The organism is Streptomyces bluensis, from assembly GCF_014650715.1.
Taxonomy (GTDB): Bacteria; Actinomycetota; Actinomycetes; order Streptomycetales; family Streptomycetaceae; genus Streptomyces; species Streptomyces bluensis.
The window spans coordinates 207,003-222,355 of the sequence record NZ_BMVM01000007.1 but is presented as its reverse complement, the minus strand read 5'-3'; the positions used below and the strand labels follow the sequence as shown (position 1 = coordinate 222,355).

Here is a 15,353-nt window from a genome sequence, read left to right as displayed (position 1 = left end):
CGGTAGTCGGGTTGCCCTCTGCGTGGAGGTCCTCGTGTCCCGTCGTCGCACCCGTGCGCCCAGACCCCGTTCCTTGCTCGCCCTGGCCCTGGGCACGGCACTGGCCGTCCCGCTCCTCGCGGCCGCGCCCGCCCCCACGGCCGGCCCGCACACCGTCACCCCCCTGCGGTTCACGGTCCAGGCAGGCGGCCGGACCTGCGTGGTCGACGCCGACCTCTACCGCCCGGCCGGCGTGGACCCCGACCACCCGGCACCCGCGGTGCTCGCCACCAACGGCTTCGGCGGCAGCAAGTCGGAGCGCGCGACCGCCGAGATCGGCAAGGTGTTCGCGGCGCGTGGCTACGTCGGACTCGTCTACTCCGGCCTCGGCTTCGGCCGGTCCGGCTGTCTGATCTCCCTCGACGACCCACGCGTCGACGGTGCGGCGGCGTCCCGGCTCGTCGACTTCCTGGCGGGCACGCGCGCCGCCGACGACGGCACGAAGGCCGACTTCGTCACCCAGGACGGCGAGGGAGATCCGAGAGTCGGCATGATCGGCGGGTCGTACGGGGGCGCGGTCCAACTGGCGACGGCCTCCGCCGACCACCGCGTCGACGCCCTCATCCCCCTGACCACCTGGAACGACCTCGCCTACTCGGTCGCCCCGAACAACGCCACGGGTGCCCGCGCGGTGCCCGGCGCCTTCAAGTGGCAGTGGACCAACGGCTTCTACCTCATCGGGGAGGGCCAGCCGCTGCTCGCGCCGAGCCTCGACCCGTCCCGCTTCAACTCCCGCCGCTGTCTGCACTTCGTGAGCCGGGCCTGCGAGATGTTCCGGACGCTGAACTCGGGCAGCTATCCGGCGGACCGGACGAAGGAGTTCCTGGCGTACACCCGCAGCGTGTCCCCCGTCTCCTACCTCCGCACGGTGAAGGCACCGACCCTCCTGATCCAGGGCCAGGCCGACACCCTCTTCAACCTGGGCGAGGCCACGGCGACATACCGGACGCTCACGGCGCAGGGCACCGAGAGCAAGTTGATCTGGCAGTCGTGGGGCCACAGCGGCGGCCTCACCGGCCCGGCGAGCGGCGAACTCGACCTGGCGAAGGGCAACCTGGAGTCCAGTTACGCCGGCCGCCGCATCCTCGCCTGGTTCGACCGCCATCTGCGGCACCGCCGGATCGACACGGGACCGGCGTTCGCCTACCACCGCGACTGGGTCACGGACCCGGGGCGCGCGTACGCCACCGCGACCCAGGTCCCCGCCCTCACCGAGACCCTGTACCTCTCGGGAGACGGCACGCTCGTCGACAGCCGGAAGAGGGTCGCCCCCGGGAGCCGCTCGTACACCAACTGGCCGACGCCGACGAGCCATTCCGAGAACTCCCTCGCCGGACTGGTCGGCTTCCCCGACCCGGCGCCGTACGACACACAGGGCACGTACCTCGCCTGGACGACCGGCCCCCTCACCGCCCCCATGGACGTCGTCGGCGAGCCCCGGGTCACCCTCCGGGTGTCATCGCCGGAGGCCGAGCGTGCGCAGGGCTCCGGGAACGCGGCGGACAAGCTCGTGCTGTTCGCGAAGCTGTACGACGTCGCCCCCGACGGCACACAGACCCTCGTCCGCCGACTGGTGGCACCCGTGCGTGTGCCGGACGTGACGAAGCCGTTCACCGTGTCGCTGCCGGGCATCGTGCACCGGTACGAGGCAGGGCACCGGCTGCGGTTCGTGATCGCCGGCAGCGACGACGCGTACGTCGGCAACCGTGGCGTCAAACGGGTCACGATCAGCAGCACGCCCGAGGACACGGGTGTGCTGCGGCTGCCGGTGGTGCACTGACGCGGGCCCGGGACCCCCGGGCGCGCGGGTGCGTGCTCCGGATACCGTGGCGGGGTGTCCGACACCGTTCCCTACCTGGCCGAAGGCCCCCGCGTGGGCATCCGGCACCTCACGTACGACGACCGCGCCGAGTTCACCGCCAGGGCGCGGGAGAGCAGGACTCTGCACCACCCGTGGCTGTTCCCGCCGGTCACCCCCACCGCCTTCGCCATCTATGCGGAGCGGCTGATCGAGGACCCGACGAAGGCGGGTTTCCTCGTCTGTGAGAAGGACGGCGGGGCCATCGCGGGCTACATCAACATCAGCAACATCGTCGAGGCGGCGTTTCTGTGCGGGGCCCTCGGCTACGGGGCCTTCGCGCACGCCGCGGGGCGGGGGCTCATGACCGAGGGGCTGCGACTCGTCGTCGAGTACGCCTTCACCACCATGGGCCTGCACCGGCTGGAGATCAACGTGCAGCCCCGGAACGCCGCGTCCATCGCGCTCGCGCGGCGGTGCGGCTTCCGGCTGGAGGGGTTCTCACCGGACTTCCTGTTCATCGACGGCGCGTGGCGGGACCACGAGCGGTGGGCCATCACCACCGAGATGATCGCCAAGCGGCCGTCTTCCCCGTAGTCCTCCCGTCCGTGAGGATGGCGCCCATGAGAACCCTCGTCGTCGTGGACGCCCCGTCCAACCTGGGCCTGCGCCCGCCCGCCCGCGGCACCGTGCCCGGCTGCTACAAGCTCGCTGGGGCCCTGCGCGAGCAGGGCATCGTGCGCCGACTCGGCGCACTGGAGGGCGGGGTCGTCGTACCGCCGCGTTACGACCGGGGGGACTGGCAGGAGGGCGACGGCGTGTTCAACGCGGCGGCCATCGCCGCGTACACCCCCAGGCTGGCCGACCGGATCGAGCAGTATGTCCGCGCCGGAGACCTGCCCGTCGTCCTGGGCGGCGACTGCTCCATCCAGCTCGGCGCGTCGCTGGCGCTGCGCCGCGTCGGGAGGTACGGGCTGGTGGCGGTGGACGCCTCCGCCGACTTCCGGCATCCGGGGAACTCGGACCGGGTCGGTGCCGCGGGCGGGGAGGAGCTCGCCCTCGCCACCGGGCGCGGGCAGGACGACCTGACGAACCTGGAGGGACGCGAGCCGTACGTGCGCGACGAGGACATACGGCTCTTCGGCGTCCGCGACGCGTTCGCGGACGATCTGGCCGAGCTGGGCGCCCTCAAGATCCCCACGGTGACGGTGGGCGACCTGCGCACCCGGGGTCCCGAGGAGCTCGGGCGGGCAACCGCACAGAGCTTCGAGGTGCCCCAGCTGGACGGCTTCTGGGTGCACCTCGACGCCGACGTCCTGGACCCCTCGGTGATGCCCGCCGTCGACAGCCCCGACCCGGACGGGCTGCTGCCCGACGAACTCGTCGCCCTGCTGCGGCCCCTGGTCACCTCACCGCACTGTGCGGGCCTCAACGTCACCATCTACGACCCCGATCTCGACCCGGACGGCACGGCCGGGGCCCTGCTCAGCGACGTCATCGTGGCGGCGTTCTCCCGCACGGCCGACTGAGCCGTCAGCGCCGGTGCTCACTCGGACGCGCGACGGTCCGCGTACTCGTAGATCGAGCCGTCCGGGTGCATCGCGATCAGATTGCGGCCCGCGGGCGTCCCCACCGGGCCTGCCAGGACGTGGGCGCCCGAGTCGGTGAGGACCTGGTGGGCCTCGTCCACATCCTTGACGGCGATGGTGGCGGCGACCTTGCGGAGCACCTCCAGCTCGGCCTCGGGACCGCTCATCAGCAGGAAGCAGCCGACGGCGGCCACCTGGACGCCACCGCGCTCGAAGCGCAGGGCCCGGCCGCCCGCGAGCCGTTCGTAGAAGGGGACCGTGGTCTCCAGGTCGTCGACGCAGATGCGCAGCGTGGCTCCCAGAATTTCCATGTGCCGAGCCTAGTTGGGGCGGGCCGCGCAGGAGATCGTTTCCCGGGGATCCTCCGGATCTCCCCGGAATCCGCCGGTGGTGACGAGCGGCGTTACGCGTGGTGGGGCGCGGGTACTCGCGGCTCATGAAGCCTTTGGATCACCTGGAACACCTGGACAAGGATCTGGTCGACGAGCTGGCGCAGGTCGCCCGCGAGACCGTGCGTGACGAGCTGCGGCAGCAGACCCGCAAGCAGCGGCGCACGGCCACGCTGTACGCGGCGTCCGGCGCCGTCGCCCTGTACGCGGGCGCCGCGCTCGCCCTCACCATCGGCCTGGCGCTCGCCCTGGGCCTGCCCGGCTGGGCCGCCGCGCTGGTCACGGCGGTGCTGCTGGGCGCCGCGGCGTACGCGCTGCGCAGCGCGGCGCGTCCCTCCATGTCCCGGCCCGCCCCCGAGACGGCGCCCGGCACGTCCCCCGTGACGCCCCCGGGCGGGCGCGGCCCCGGCCAGCCGCCGACGCCGCCCGTCGCGCCCGGCGGTGTCGGCGGGACGGCCGGAGCCCCGGGTGCACCGGGCCCCGGTGCCCCTGGGACGGGAGTGCCGCGCCCGGACGACACGGACCCCGGAGCACCGCACCGCTGGGAGCGGTGAGCGGATGCGGCGGCCGTCCGGCAGGAACCGGCCGCTGGACATGAGCCGGCCCTTCGAGACGAGCCGGCCCGTCGACATGACCGGAAGCCACCTCCCGGAACAGGGGACAGGACCATGCTGAATCACCGGCCACTGAGGAGACGACTGCCGAGGAGCCGCAGGACTGTCGTGGTGACCGGGGCCAGCGGCGGCGTGGGCCGGGCCACGGCACGGGCCTTCGCCGCCCGGGGCGACCGGGTCGCCCTGCTCGCCCGGGGACGCGAGGGGCTCGCCGCGGCCGCGGACGAGGTGGAGCGCGCCGGGGGAGAGGCGCTCGTCGTCACCGTCGACGTGTCCGACGCGAAGGCGGTGGAGGACGCGGCCCAGCAGGTCGCCGACGAGTTCGGGCGGATCGACGTCTGGGTGAACAACGCGTTCGCCGGGGTCTTCGCCCCGTTCACGGACATCACGCCCGACGAGTACCGCCGGGTCACCGAGGTGACGTATCTGGGCTGTGTGTTCGGGACCCGGGCGGCGCTGCGGCACATGGTGCCCCGTGACCGGGGGACGATCGTGCAGGTCGGGTCGGCGCTCGCGTACCGGGGGATCCCGCTGCAGTCCGCGTACTGCGGGGCCAAGCACGCGATCCAGGGGTTCAACGAGTCGTTGCGGTGCGAACTGCTGCACGCGGGGTCGGGGGTGCGGACGACGATGGTGCAGCTCCCGGCCCTCAACACTCCCCAGTTCGACTGGGTGTTGAGCCGCGTGGCCGGGCGGGCCCGGCCCGTCGCGCCGGTCTACCAGCCCGAGGTGGCCGCGCGGGCCGTCGTGCACGCGGCGGGCCACGCGCGGCGGCGCGAGTACTGGGTGGGCGGCTCCACGGTCGCGACACTGCTGGCCAACGCCGTCGCCCCCGGAGTGCTGGACCGGTATCTGGCGCGGACGGCGTTCGACGCGCAGCGCGAGAAGGGGGAGCAGGCCGAGCCGGGGAACCTGTGGAGCCCGGCCGACGGGCCGCACGGCCGGGACTTCGGGGCGCACGGGCGCTTCGACGACGAGGCCCAGGCGGACAGCGCCGAGGAGTGGTTCTCCCGGAACCGGGGGCGGCTGGGCGCGGGGGCGGTGCTGGGCGGCACAGCGCTCGGAGGCACGGCGGCCGTGCTGGCGGTACGGCGACGGGTCGGCCGGTGCGGGTGAGCGACAGGGGTGCGGGACTTTCGCAACAGGCCCTGGCTCCCCGTACCCGTGTGCTCGGCCCGGACAGTGAGGAGAGGGAACACCGTCCGGGCCGAGAGCCCGCGGGGGGACCGCGGTTCGGGTACCCGGAGGCCGCGGTGGAAACCCATGGACGTTTGGGCGCCCTGCCCAGGGGGACGCGGTAGGCCCCCGTACGCGACCTCCCAGGAGGCGAACCGTGAGTCGACCCCGCATCGTGATCGTCGGTGCCGGCTTCGCCGGCTACCGGGCGGCCCGCACCCTGGCGCGGCTGACCCGGAACAAGGCCGACATCACCCTGCTCAACCCGACGGACTACTTCCTGTACCTGCCCCTGCTGCCGCAGGTCGCCGCCGGACTCCTGGAGCCACGCCGGGTCAGCGTCTCCCTCGCCGGTACCCTGCCCCACGTACGGCTGGTGCTCGGCGAGGCCGACGGCATCGACCTCGACGGGCGCACCGTGCACTACACGGACCCCGAGGGCGACGGGGGCACGCTGGCGTACGACCGGCTCGTGCTCGCCGTCGGCAGCGTCAACAAGCTGTTGCCCATCCCCGGCGTCGCCGAACACGCGCACGGTTTCCGGGGGATGCCCGAGGCGCTGTACCTGCGCGACCACGTGACCCGGCAGATGGAACTCGCCGCCGCGTCCGACGACCCCAAGAGCTGTGCCGCGCGATGCACCTTCGTGGTCGTCGGCGCGGGCTACACGGGCACGGAGGTCGCCGCGCACGGGCAGTTGTACACCGACTCGCTGGTGCGCAAGCAGCCCCTGCGGGAGGGCATGCGGCCGCGCTGGATGCTGATCGACATCGCGCCGCGCGTGCTGCCCGAACTGGACGAGCGGCTCTCCCGCACCGCCGACCGGGTGCTGCGCCGGCGGGGCGTGGACGTACGGACCGAGACGTCCGTGCAGGAGGCCACGCCCACCGGAGTACGGCTCAGCGACGGCGAGTTCATCGACACACGCACGCTCGTGTGGTGCGTCGGGGTCCGGCCCGACCCGTTCGTCGAGCGCATCGGGCGGCCCCTGGAGCGCGGGCGGCTGCTCGTCGACCCGTACCTCCAGGTGCCCGGCCACCCCGACGTGTTCGCCTGTGGGGACGCGGCCGCCGTGCCGGACCTGGAGAAGCCGGGCCAGTACACGCCGATGACGGCCCAGCACGCCTGGCGGCAGGGCAAGGTCGCGGCCCACAACGTCCTCGCCTCCCTCGGCAGGGGCGAGCGCCGCGTCTACCGCCACCGTGACATGGGCTTCACCGTCGACCTCGGCGGTGCCAAGGCCGCGGCCAACCCCTTCGGTGTCCCGCTCTCCGGTCGGCTCGCCGACGCCGTCACCCGCGCTTACCACCTCGCCGCCATGCCCGGCAACCGCGTCCGGGTCGCCGCGGACTGGTTCCTGGACGCCGTACTGCCGCGCCAGGGCGTCCAGTTGGGGCTCGTACGGTCCTGGTCGGTGCCCCTGGACACGTCCTCGCCGGAGCTGGCGCGGGTTCCGGGAACACCGGGGCCCGCCGGACGTGAGCCGGAAGGGGAAGCACCCGGGAAGTCCGGTCAGGAGGTGTCCCCACTCCCGGAAGAGCCCGGGCCGGTGCGGGCATCGGAGCAGAAGTCAGAGACGGAGAAAGACTCATGAAGAGCCGTCAGCTCACCGAGTACGCCCAGCAGTTGCGCGTCGACAGCGTCCGCGCCTCGGCCGCCGCGAACTCCGGTCACCCCACCTCCTCCATGTCGGCCGCCGATCTCATGGCCGTCCTGCTCGCCCGCCACTTCCGCTACGACTTCGACCGCCCACAGCACTCCGCCAACGACCGCTTCGTCCTCTCCAAGGGCCATGCCTCCCCGCTGCTGTACGCCGCGTACAAGGCGGTGGGCGCCATCAGCGAGACCGAGTTGATGACGTACCGCAAGCTCGGCAGCCGGCTCGAAGGGCACCCGACCCCGCGGCGCCTGCCGTGGGTGGAGACCGCCACCGGCTCGCTCGGCCAGGGGCTGCCCGTCGGCGTCGGTCTCGCGCTGGCCGGCAAGCGGCTCGACCGCACCGGATACCGGGTGTGGGTGCTGTGCGGCGACAGCGAACTCGCGGAGGGCTCCATCTGGGAGGCCGCCGAGCACGCCGGGTACGAGCACCTCGACAACCTCGTGGCGATCGTCGACGTCAACCGGCTCGGCCAGCGCGGTCCCACCCGGCACGGGCACGACCTCCCCGCGTACGCCCGCCGCTTCCGGGCCTTCGACTGGCACACCATCGAGATCGACGGCCATGACGTGGACGCGATCGACCGGGCGTACGGCGAGGCCCTCTCCACCCGCGGCCAGCCCACCGTGATCCTCGCCCGCACCCTCAAGGGCAAGGGCGTCGCGTCCGTCCAGGACCGCGAGGGACTGCACGGCAAGCCGCTGCCGGAGCCCGAGGAGGCGATCGCGGAGCTCGGCGGCGTCCGGGACCTCCACATCGAGGTCCAGCCGCCACCCGCGGCCCGGATGCTGCACGCCGTACGGACGGGCCACCTCGACCTGCCGCGCTACGAACTCGGCGACGAGGTCCCGACCCGTGACGCCTACGGGAGCGCCCTCGCCGCCCTCGGCACGGCCCGCGGCGACATCGTCGCCCTGGACGGCGAGGTCAGCGACTCCACGCGCTCCGAGTTCTTCGCCAAGGAACACCCCGACCGCTTCTTCGAGTGCTACATCGCCGAGCAGCAGATGGTCGCCGCCGCGGTCGGGTTCGCGGCGCGCGGCTGGGTGCCCTACGCGTCCACGTTCGCGGCGTTCTTCACCCGGGCCCACGACTTCCTGCGGATGGCCTCGATCAGCGGCGCCGGACTTAACCTCGTCGGCTCGCACGCGGGCGTCGCCATCGGCCAGGACGGGCCCTCCCAGATGGGCCTGGAGGACCTCGCGATGTTCCGGGCGCTCCACGGTTCGACCGTGCTGTATCCGTGCGACGCCAACCAGACGGCCAAGCTGATCGGCGCGATGGCGGGCCAGGAGGGCATCCGCTACCTGCGGACGTCCCGCGGGGCGAGCCCCGTGATCTACAGCCCGACCGAGGAGTTCCCCATCGGCGGCAGCAAGGTGCTGAAGGCCGGCGACCACGACCGGCTCACTCTCGTCGCGGCCGGGGTCACCGTCCATGAGGCGCTCGCCGCGGCCGAGGCGCTGGAGGGCGAGGGCATCGGGGTACGGGTGATCGATCTGTACTCGGTCAAGCCCGTCGACCGCCGCACCCTGCGCGAGGCCGCCGAACGCACCGGTTGCCTGGTGACCGTCGAGGACCACCGTACGGAGGGCGGCATCGGTGACGCGGTGACGGACGCGTTCCTGGACGGGCGCCCGGTGCCGCGCCTGGTCCGGCTCGCCGTGCGGAACATGCCGGGCTCGGCCACACCCGCCGAGCAGCTGCACGCCGCGGGCATCGACGCCGAGTCGATCGCGGCGGCGGCCCGGCTGCTGGTGGAGCACGCCGTGGTGCCCTGACCCGTCACGATCCGCAACAGCCGGAACAGGGAGGCCCCTATGGCAAGGGCGCGCACGGTACGGGCCGGCCGCCGCACCGTGGAGATCCAGCGGCCGGACAAGGTGCTCTTCCCCGGCAGCGGGGACGCCAAGGAGTACACGAAGGGCGACCTCGTCGAGTACTACCGGTCCGTCGCCCCGTTCATGCTGCCCCATCTGCGGGGGCGGCCCCTGATGCTGGAACGGCTGCCCGACGGCGTCGAGGGGCAGCGGTTCATGCAGAAGAACACGCCCGAGCACTACCCGGAGTGGATCAGGCGGATCGAGGTGCCCAAGGAGGGCGGCACCGTCTGCCACACGGTGTGCGACGACACGGCCACCCTGGTGTACCTCGCCGACCAGGCATGCCTCACCCTGCACCGCTGGCTGTCCCGGGCGGGCGGGCTCGACCGGCCCGACCGCCTGGTCTTCGACCTCGATCCGGCCGAGGACGACTTCGGCCAGGTACGGCAGGCCGCCCGGCGGCTCGGCGGGCTGCTCGACGAGCTGGGACTGCCGGCGGGCCTGATGACCACCGGCTCGCGAGGACTGCATGTCGTGGTGCCCCTGGGCGGCCGCCACGGCTTCGACGAGGTCCGTGAGTTCGCCCGGGACGTCGCCGAACTGCTCGCCCGCGATCACCCCGACGCGTTCACCACGGCCGTCCGCAAGCAGGACCGCGGCGACCGGCTCTACCTCGACGTGCAGCGCAACGCGTACGCGCAGACCGCGGTCGCCCCCTTCACCGTGCGCGCCAGGCCGGGCGCGCCGGTGGCCACCCCGCTCACCTGGGACCAGCTCGACGACCGGGGCGTCGACGCCCGTCGCTGGTCCGTCGCGGACGCCGTCGACCAGGCGCGCACCGACCCGTGGAAGGGGCTGATGCGGCGGGGGCGCGCCCTGGGCCCGGCCCGACGGAAGCTGAACCGGCTGCGGGGCTGACGGCCGTACGGCGGCAGCGTGAGCGCGTCAGCGGCAAGCACGGACTTTCGCACGTCCATGTGGAGGTTTGGTCAGCCTTTGTGGGGCCACTCGGGGAGACGAGGTGGCCATGGCTAACACACCGAACACACCGAAGTCACAGGGTGTCAGCCCTGTGGACGTGCTGCGTCACGCCCGCACCCAGTTCGCGGAGCTGACCGGCATGGCACCCGAGTCCGTGACGTCCTTCGAGCAGAACGATGAGGGCTGGACGCTGGAGATCGAGGTCCTGGAGCTGGCGCGGGTCCCCGACACGATGAGCCTGATCGCGAGCTACCAGATCGAGCTCGACCCGGACGGGGAGCTGACGGGGTACCGGCGCGTGCGCCGCTACGAACGCGGCCGGGCGGACCCACATCGGCGGGGCGACCGGTAGACCGCCGTCCCCCACGGACAACGGACCGGGAAAGACCCAAGACCCTGAAGACACAAGGAGGAACGGTCGGCATGACCGTAGTTCCGGCACAGCAGGCAGGCGGCGGCGGAGGCGGCTCCAGCGGCCTCTACGACGTTCTGGAGCTCATTCTCGACAGGGGACTCGTCATTGACGCCTTCATACGGGTCTCCCTCGTCGGAATCGAGATCCTCAAGATCGACGTCCGGGTCGTTGTCGCCAGCGTCGACACGTATCTGCGTTTCGCCGAGGCATGCAACCGGCTCGATCTGGAGGCAGGGCCGCGCAAGGCTCCCGGCCTGCCGGACCTCGTCGGTGAGATCACCGAGTCCGGGGCGCGCGGCAAGTCCAAAGGGGCGTTGTCCGGTGCCGCCGAGACCGTCTCGGAGGCGTTCAGGCAGGCACGCGAGGAGGGTCAGGCCGAACCACGGCCACGTGCCCGCAAGGCCACGAGCGCACGCAGGAAGGAGGAGCAGGAGTGAGCACCTACGTCTACGGCATCGCCGCGAGCTCGCATCCCGCGCTCCCCAAGGACATGGGCGGAGTCGGTGATCCGGCGCGTCCCGTGCGCATCCTGACGGAAGGCGAGCTGGCGGCCATCGTGAGCGACGCCCCAGAGGGGCTGCGACCCAAGCGCAAGGACCTGCTCGCCCACCAGACCGTGCTGAGCGAGGCGGGCGCGGGTGGCGTCGTGCTGCCCATGCGGTTCGGCAGCGTCGCCCCGGACGACGCGGCCGTGACGGAGGTGCTCGCCGAGCGCGCCGAGCACTACCTGGAGCGGCTTCGGGCCCTGGACGGCAGGGACGAGTACAACGTCAAGGCCAGCCACAACGAGGAGGCCGTGCTGCACCGGGTGATGTCCGAGAGCCCCGAGATCCGGGCTCTCGCGGAAGCCAACCGGCAGGCGGGCGGCGGAAATTACGAGCAGCGGCTGCAACTCGGCGAGACCGTGGCGGCCGCAGTGCAGAGACAGGAAGCCGAGGACGCGGTCGACCTGCGGCACGCGCTGGAGGCCGTCGCCGAGGCGGTGAGCGCCGGCCCCGAGTCCACGGGCTGGCTCGCCAACGTGTCGTTCCTCGTGGACCACGGGGCGGCCGAGACGTTCCTGGCCGCCGTGGAGGACGTCCGCAAGAGCCATCCGCACCTCGACGTGCGGGTGAACGGGCCGCTGCCGCCGTACAGCTTCGTGGAGCCGGGGCCGTCGGAGCCCGCGGAGACGGGGCCGCGCGTGTGAGGCAGGGGCAAGCGAGTCAGGTGAGGTGCGGTAAGGCGCAGTCGGATGAGGTGCGGTCATGGGACTGATCAGTGAGGTGCTGCTGCTGCCGTTCGCACCGGCCCGCGGCAGCCTCTGGGCGATACGACAGGTACTGGTCGAGGCCGAGCGCCAGTACTACGACCCGGCAGCCGTCCGGGCCGAACTCGCCCGGCTTGAGCAGTTGCTCGACGCCGGCGAGATCGACGAGGAGGAGTTCGACCGTCTGGAGGACGAGCTCCTGGACCGGCTGGAGATCGCTCTGCAGTGGAGGGCGGCAACGGTCGGGGAAACCGGCGGGGGGACGACAGGCGAGGGGACGGCAGGATGAATCGTGTGGGACTGGGCCTCGCCGTAGGGGCCGGATACGTCCTCGGACGGACGAAGAAGATGAAGCTCGCGTTCGCGCTCGGCACGCTGGCCGCCGGAAAGCGGATGCACCTGAGCCCGCGGGCGCTGACGGATCTGGTGTCCCAGCAGCTGCAGAACAATCCGCAGCTCAAGGAGATCAGTGATCAGCTCCGCGAGGGCGCGCGCGGTGCGGGCAAGGCAGCCACGGGCGCCATGCTCGAACGGCAGATCGACGGACTCGCCGAACGGCTGCACGGACGGACCACCCAGCTGCGCGAGCACCTCTCGGAGGTGACCCCCGACGTGCCCGGCGCCGACGCCGAGGAGGACCGGGACGAGACCGAGGAGGACGAAGAAGAGCCTCGCGAGCGGGCCAACCGGGACGAGCGGGACACGGACGAGGAACGGGAGGAAGAGCCCGAGGAGGAGCACGAGGAGAAGCCGTCGGCCAGGAAGGGCGCGGCGCGGCAGGGCACGGCCAGGAAGGCCGGGACCGGGGCCAGGAAGCCGGCCAAGACACCGGCCGCGAAGAAGGCCCCGGCGAAGAAGCCCGCCGCCAAGAAGACGGCGGGCCGCAGGACCACCGCGCAGAAGGCGCCCGCCAAGGGGACGGCCGCCGCCCAGGCGGCCCCGCGCAAGGCCACACGGGAGTCGGGGCGTGAAAGGAGGCGAGGACGATGACTGACATCCTCGGTTCGGCGACCGGACGGGCCAAGGGCGCTGCCGACTCGGCCGGGAACGGGGCGAAGGAGACTCCGCTCGCCGGCCTGGCGCACAGCCCTGCCGTCGACCATCTCAAGGCCGAGGCCCAGGAGTACCTGGCCGCCCAGGCCCAACGTCTGCTCACGGACGCCGGGCACAGGCTCGGCCGGGCGACGGTGAAGCTCAACGACATAGCCGAGGGCAACAGCCCTGGCTTCGCCAAGCTGGCCCTCGACGGCGGCCGCAAGCTTATGGAGGGCAAGGGGCCGCTGCGCACCGCCCTGGAGGTCGGCGCCGGCCGGGCCAAGGAGAACGTGGTCGGTGCCCTGAAGAACCTGGGCGGCGGCAAGGGCAAGGAGAAGGGCCGGGCGGGCCACAAGCCCACGGTCATCATCGAGTCCATCGACATCGGTGTGCCGCTGCGCACCGCCTACGACCAGTGGACCCAGTACCAGACCTTCAGCACCTTCGCCAAGGGCGTGAAGAGCGCGCAGCGCGCGGACGACACGCACTCCGACTGGCAGCTCAAGATCTGGTGGTCCAGCCGCAGCTGGAAGGCCCGCACCACCGAGCAGGTGCCCGACGACCGGATCTCCTGGACGTCGGAGGGCGCGAAGGGCACCACGAAGGGCGTGGTCTCCTTCCACCGCCTCGGCGACAACCTCACCCGTGTCCTGCTGCTGATCGAGTACTACCCGTCGGGGTTCTTCGAGAAGACCGGCAACATCTGGCGCGCCCAGGGCCGCCGGGCCCGGCTCGACCTCAAGAACTTCGCCCGCTTCATCACACTGCGCGGCGAGGCGGAGGACGGCTGGCGCGGCGAGATCCGCGACAGCGAGCTCGTCCGCAGCCACGAGGACGCCGTGGCGGAGGAGGAAGAGTACGAGGAGGGAGAAGAGAGCGAGGAGCCCGAGGAGCCCGAGGAGCCCGAGGAGTACGAGGAGGGCGAAGAGGGCGAAGAGGGTGAAGAGGGCGAGGAGTACGAGGCCCCCGGCGACGAAGAGCCTGAAGACGCCGCCGAGGAGGAGAACGAGGAAGAGTACGAGGACGAGGAAGAGGACGAGGACCGGGCCGCCGTGAGCGGGAGCAGGCGATGACGTTTCCCAACCGGGCCCCGGAGCCGTACGGCCAGGGTGGAGGCGCCAACCTGGCCGACATACTCGAACGCGTGCTCGACAAGGGGCTGGTGATCGCGGGAGACATCCGTATCAACCTGCTCGACATCGAACTGCTCACCATCAAGCTGCGCCTCATCGTCGCCTCCGTCGACAAGGCGAAGGAGATGGGCATCGACTGGTGGGAGAGCGACCCGATGCTGTCCTCCCGGGCGCGCCGCGATGAACTCACCCGCGAGAACGCCGAGTTGCGCGCCCGGCTCGCCGCACTCGACGAGGGGCGCCCGGAGAGCGAGGCATTGCTGGACGGCAGTGGCCGCTCCCGGGCCGAACCGTCACTGGAGCAGAGTGAGCGCGAGAGCGACGAGCGCGGGAGGGAACGGAGCCGTCCGCGGGAGGAGGAGTCCTGATGACCGGACTGCGGTACGTCTACGCCGTCTGCCGCCCCTTCGGCGCCGCGCTCCAGGCCCAGCTGATCGGGGTCGCGGGCGCGCCGCCGAAGCTGCTGCCCCATCACGGCCTGATCGCCGTCGTCAGCGAGGTGCCGGAGCGAGACTTCGCCGAGGAACCCCTCAAGGCGCACCTGGAGGACCTGGACTGGCTGGCCGCCACCGCCCGGGGCCACCAGGCTGTGATCGACGCGCTCACCGCGGTCACCACGCCCCTGCCGCTCCGGCTCGGTACCGTCTTCCGGGACGACAGCGGTGTCCGCGTCATGATGGAGGCCCGCGAGGACTCCTTCCGGCGGGCTCTGGACCGGCTGGAGGGCCGGGTGGAGTGGGGCGTCAAGGTCTATCTCGACCTTGAGGCCGCCGAGGCCGCCGAGGCCGCCCGCCCGCAGGGAAAGGCCGCGTCCGGACGTGACTATCTGCGGCAGCGGCGCATGCGCAGCAGGTCCCAGGACGACATGTGGGAGAAGGCCGAGGCGTTCTCCCACCGACTCCACGAAACCCTTTCCGGACGCGCCGAGGATTTCCGTTTGCACCCGCCACAGAACCCCACGCTTTCCGGGGCCGCCGGCCGCAACGTACTGAATGCCGCTTACCTGGTCCCGCGCGGGAATTCCGAGGCGTTCGTGGAAGTCGTGGACCGTACGAAGGACGACGCCCCCGGACTGCGCGTCGAACTCACCGGCCCCTGGGCCGCCTACTCGTTCACCGAGTTCCACGAGGAGCCCGCGAAGGCCGAGGAGCCCGCGAAGGCCGAGGAGCCCGCGAAGGCCGAGGCGTCCGAGAAGGCCGAGGCGCCAAAGAAGTCCGGGGAGCCCCAGGAGCCCCAGGAGCCCCGGGAGCCCCAGGAGGAGGACGCGTGACCGTCGTCGAACGCCGTGAGATCGCCCTCGTCGATCTGCTCGACCGGCTGCTCGCGGGCGGGGTCGTCATCACCGGCGACCTCACCCTGCGCATCGCGGACGTCGACCTCGTCCGCATCGACCTCAACGCGCTGATCAGCTCGGTGAACAAGCAGGTCCCCGCACCCTGGGGGGAGTTGGAGTGA

Annotated in this window: 18 protein-coding genes; 17 read left to right on the top strand and 1 reads right to left on the bottom strand. The window is 72.1% G+C overall.

Annotated elements, in window-relative coordinates; translation table 11 throughout:
- Window positions 1–34 precede the first annotated feature (34 nt).
- The 3 genes from IE262_RS19660 to IE262_RS19650 are packed head-to-tail and all read left to right on the top strand — an operon-like array spanning window position 35 to window position 3,366.
- The gene (locus IE262_RS19660) at window positions 35–1,819 is read left to right on the top strand and encodes a CocE/NonD family hydrolase (RefSeq protein WP_229877341.1); all 1,785 of its coding nucleotides are present in this window, start codon (window positions 35–37) and stop codon (window positions 1,817–1,819) included.
- A gap of 54 nt (window positions 1,820–1,873) precedes the next feature.
- Window positions 1,874–2,434, top strand: coding sequence for a GNAT family N-acetyltransferase (locus IE262_RS19655; protein WP_134028055.1), 561 nt, complete (start codon window positions 1,874–1,876; stop codon window positions 2,432–2,434).
- Window positions 2,435–2,460: 26 nt separating this feature from the next.
- A complete protein-coding gene (locus tag IE262_RS19650; RefSeq protein WP_134028053.1) occupies window positions 2,461–3,366 on the top strand; it encodes an arginase family protein in 906 nt (301 codons plus the stop codon).
- Between the two features lie 17 nt (window positions 3,367–3,383).
- On the opposite strand, the gene IE262_RS19645 is transcribed toward IE262_RS19650, so the two are convergent.
- Window positions 3,384–3,737, bottom strand: a complete 354-nt coding sequence (locus tag IE262_RS19645) for a VOC family protein (RefSeq protein ID WP_134028051.1) — start codon at window positions 3,735–3,737, stop codon at window positions 3,384–3,386.
- Between the two features lie 125 nt (window positions 3,738–3,862).
- Between IE262_RS19645 and IE262_RS19640 the strand changes: the two genes are divergently transcribed.
- From IE262_RS19640 to IE262_RS19575, 14 genes are all read left to right on the top strand, one after another.
- The gene (locus IE262_RS19640) at window positions 3,863–4,369 is read left to right on the top strand and encodes a phage holin family protein (protein WP_134028049.1); all 507 of its coding nucleotides are present in this window, start codon (window positions 3,863–3,865) and stop codon (window positions 4,367–4,369) included.
- Window positions 4,370–4,483: 114 nt separating this feature from the next.
- Complete coding sequence (locus IE262_RS19635; RefSeq protein WP_134028047.1) at window positions 4,484–5,545, top strand: SDR family oxidoreductase; 1,062 nt, start codon at window positions 4,484–4,486, stop codon at window positions 5,543–5,545.
- A gap of 217 nt (window positions 5,546–5,762) precedes the next feature.
- A complete protein-coding gene (locus tag IE262_RS19630; protein ID WP_189875200.1) occupies window positions 5,763–7,199 on the top strand; it encodes an NAD(P)/FAD-dependent oxidoreductase in 1,437 nt (478 codons plus the stop codon).
- On the top strand, window positions 7,196–9,043 hold the full coding sequence (locus tag IE262_RS19625) for a transketolase (RefSeq protein ID WP_134028043.1): 1,848 nt from the start codon (window positions 7,196–7,198) through the stop codon (window positions 9,041–9,043). The genes IE262_RS19630 and IE262_RS19625 overlap by 4 nt, the downstream gene beginning before the upstream one ends.
- A gap of 39 nt (window positions 9,044–9,082) precedes the next feature.
- Entirely contained in the window at window positions 9,083–10,003 is a 921-nt protein-coding gene (gene ligD, locus IE262_RS19620) for a non-homologous end-joining DNA ligase (protein WP_134028041.1), read from the top strand.
- 109 nt (window positions 10,004–10,112) lie between these two features.
- Entirely contained in the window at window positions 10,113–10,418 is a 306-nt protein-coding gene (locus IE262_RS19615) for a gas vesicle protein GvpO (protein WP_134028039.1), read from the top strand.
- A 71-nt stretch (window positions 10,419–10,489) separates the two neighbouring features.
- On the top strand, window positions 10,490–10,918 hold the full coding sequence (locus IE262_RS19610) for a gas vesicle structural protein GvpA (protein WP_134028037.1): 429 nt from the start codon (window positions 10,490–10,492) through the stop codon (window positions 10,916–10,918).
- Window positions 10,915–11,670 (top strand): GvpL/GvpF family gas vesicle protein, encoded by a 756-nt coding sequence (locus IE262_RS19605; protein WP_189875198.1) that lies wholly within the window; start codon window positions 10,915–10,917, stop codon window positions 11,668–11,670. Before IE262_RS19610 ends, IE262_RS19605 begins: the two co-directional genes overlap by 4 nt.
- Window positions 11,671–11,728: 58 nt before the next feature.
- A complete protein-coding gene (locus IE262_RS19600) occupies window positions 11,729–12,019 on the top strand; it encodes a gas vesicle protein GvpG (RefSeq protein ID WP_189875196.1) in 291 nt (96 codons plus the stop codon).
- Window positions 12,016–12,720 (top strand): DNA primase, encoded by a 705-nt coding sequence (locus tag IE262_RS19595; protein ID WP_189875195.1) that lies wholly within the window; start codon window positions 12,016–12,018, stop codon window positions 12,718–12,720. The genes IE262_RS19600 and IE262_RS19595 overlap by 4 nt, the downstream gene beginning before the upstream one ends.
- Complete coding sequence (locus tag IE262_RS19590) at window positions 12,717–13,838, top strand: SRPBCC family protein (protein ID WP_189875193.1); 1,122 nt, start codon at window positions 12,717–12,719, stop codon at window positions 13,836–13,838. The genes IE262_RS19595 and IE262_RS19590 overlap by 4 nt, the downstream gene beginning before the upstream one ends.
- A complete protein-coding gene (locus IE262_RS19585; protein WP_189875191.1) occupies window positions 13,835–14,266 on the top strand; it encodes a gas vesicle protein in 432 nt (143 codons plus the stop codon). The genes IE262_RS19590 and IE262_RS19585 overlap by 4 nt, the downstream gene beginning before the upstream one ends.
- Window positions 14,266–15,168, top strand: coding sequence for a GvpL/GvpF family gas vesicle protein (locus IE262_RS19580; protein WP_189875189.1), 903 nt, complete (start codon window positions 14,266–14,268; stop codon window positions 15,166–15,168). The genes IE262_RS19585 and IE262_RS19580 overlap by 1 nt, the downstream gene beginning before the upstream one ends.
- Window positions 15,165–15,353 (top strand): gas vesicle protein, encoded by a 189-nt coding sequence (locus tag IE262_RS19575; protein WP_131559857.1) that lies wholly within the window; start codon window positions 15,165–15,167, stop codon window positions 15,351–15,353. The genes IE262_RS19580 and IE262_RS19575 overlap by 4 nt, the downstream gene beginning before the upstream one ends.

Excerpts from the sequence above, each read along its gene's own strand:
- IE262_RS19650 (WP_134028053.1), top strand. The coding sequence starts at position 2,461 with ATGAGAACCCTCGTCGTCGTGGACGCCCCGTCCAACCTGGGCCTGCGC.
- IE262_RS19645 (WP_134028051.1), bottom strand. The coding sequence starts at position 3,737 with ATGGAAATTCTGGGAGCCACGCTGCGCATCTGCGTCGACGACCTGGAG.
- IE262_RS19640 (WP_134028049.1), top strand. The coding sequence starts at position 3,863 with ATGAAGCCTTTGGATCACCTGGAACACCTGGACAAGGATCTGGTCGAC.
- IE262_RS19635 (WP_134028047.1), top strand. The coding sequence starts at position 4,484 with ATGCTGAATCACCGGCCACTGAGGAGACGACTGCCGAGGAGCCGCAGG.
- IE262_RS19625 (WP_134028043.1), top strand. The coding sequence starts at position 7,196 with ATGAAGAGCCGTCAGCTCACCGAGTACGCCCAGCAGTTGCGCGTCGAC.
- ligD (WP_134028041.1), top strand. The coding sequence starts at position 9,083 with ATGGCAAGGGCGCGCACGGTACGGGCCGGCCGCCGCACCGTGGAGATC.
- IE262_RS19615 (WP_134028039.1), top strand. The coding sequence starts at position 10,113 with ATGGCTAACACACCGAACACACCGAAGTCACAGGGTGTCAGCCCTGTG.
- IE262_RS19610 (WP_134028037.1), top strand. The coding sequence starts at position 10,490 with ATGACCGTAGTTCCGGCACAGCAGGCAGGCGGCGGCGGAGGCGGCTCC.
- IE262_RS19600 (WP_189875196.1), top strand. The coding sequence starts at position 11,729 with ATGGGACTGATCAGTGAGGTGCTGCTGCTGCCGTTCGCACCGGCCCGC.
- IE262_RS19595 (WP_189875195.1), top strand. The coding sequence starts at position 12,016 with ATGAATCGTGTGGGACTGGGCCTCGCCGTAGGGGCCGGATACGTCCTC.
- IE262_RS19590 (WP_189875193.1), top strand. The coding sequence starts at position 12,717 with ATGACTGACATCCTCGGTTCGGCGACCGGACGGGCCAAGGGCGCTGCC.
- IE262_RS19585 (WP_189875191.1), top strand. The coding sequence starts at position 13,835 with ATGACGTTTCCCAACCGGGCCCCGGAGCCGTACGGCCAGGGTGGAGGC.
- IE262_RS19580 (WP_189875189.1), top strand. The coding sequence starts at position 14,266 with ATGACCGGACTGCGGTACGTCTACGCCGTCTGCCGCCCCTTCGGCGCC.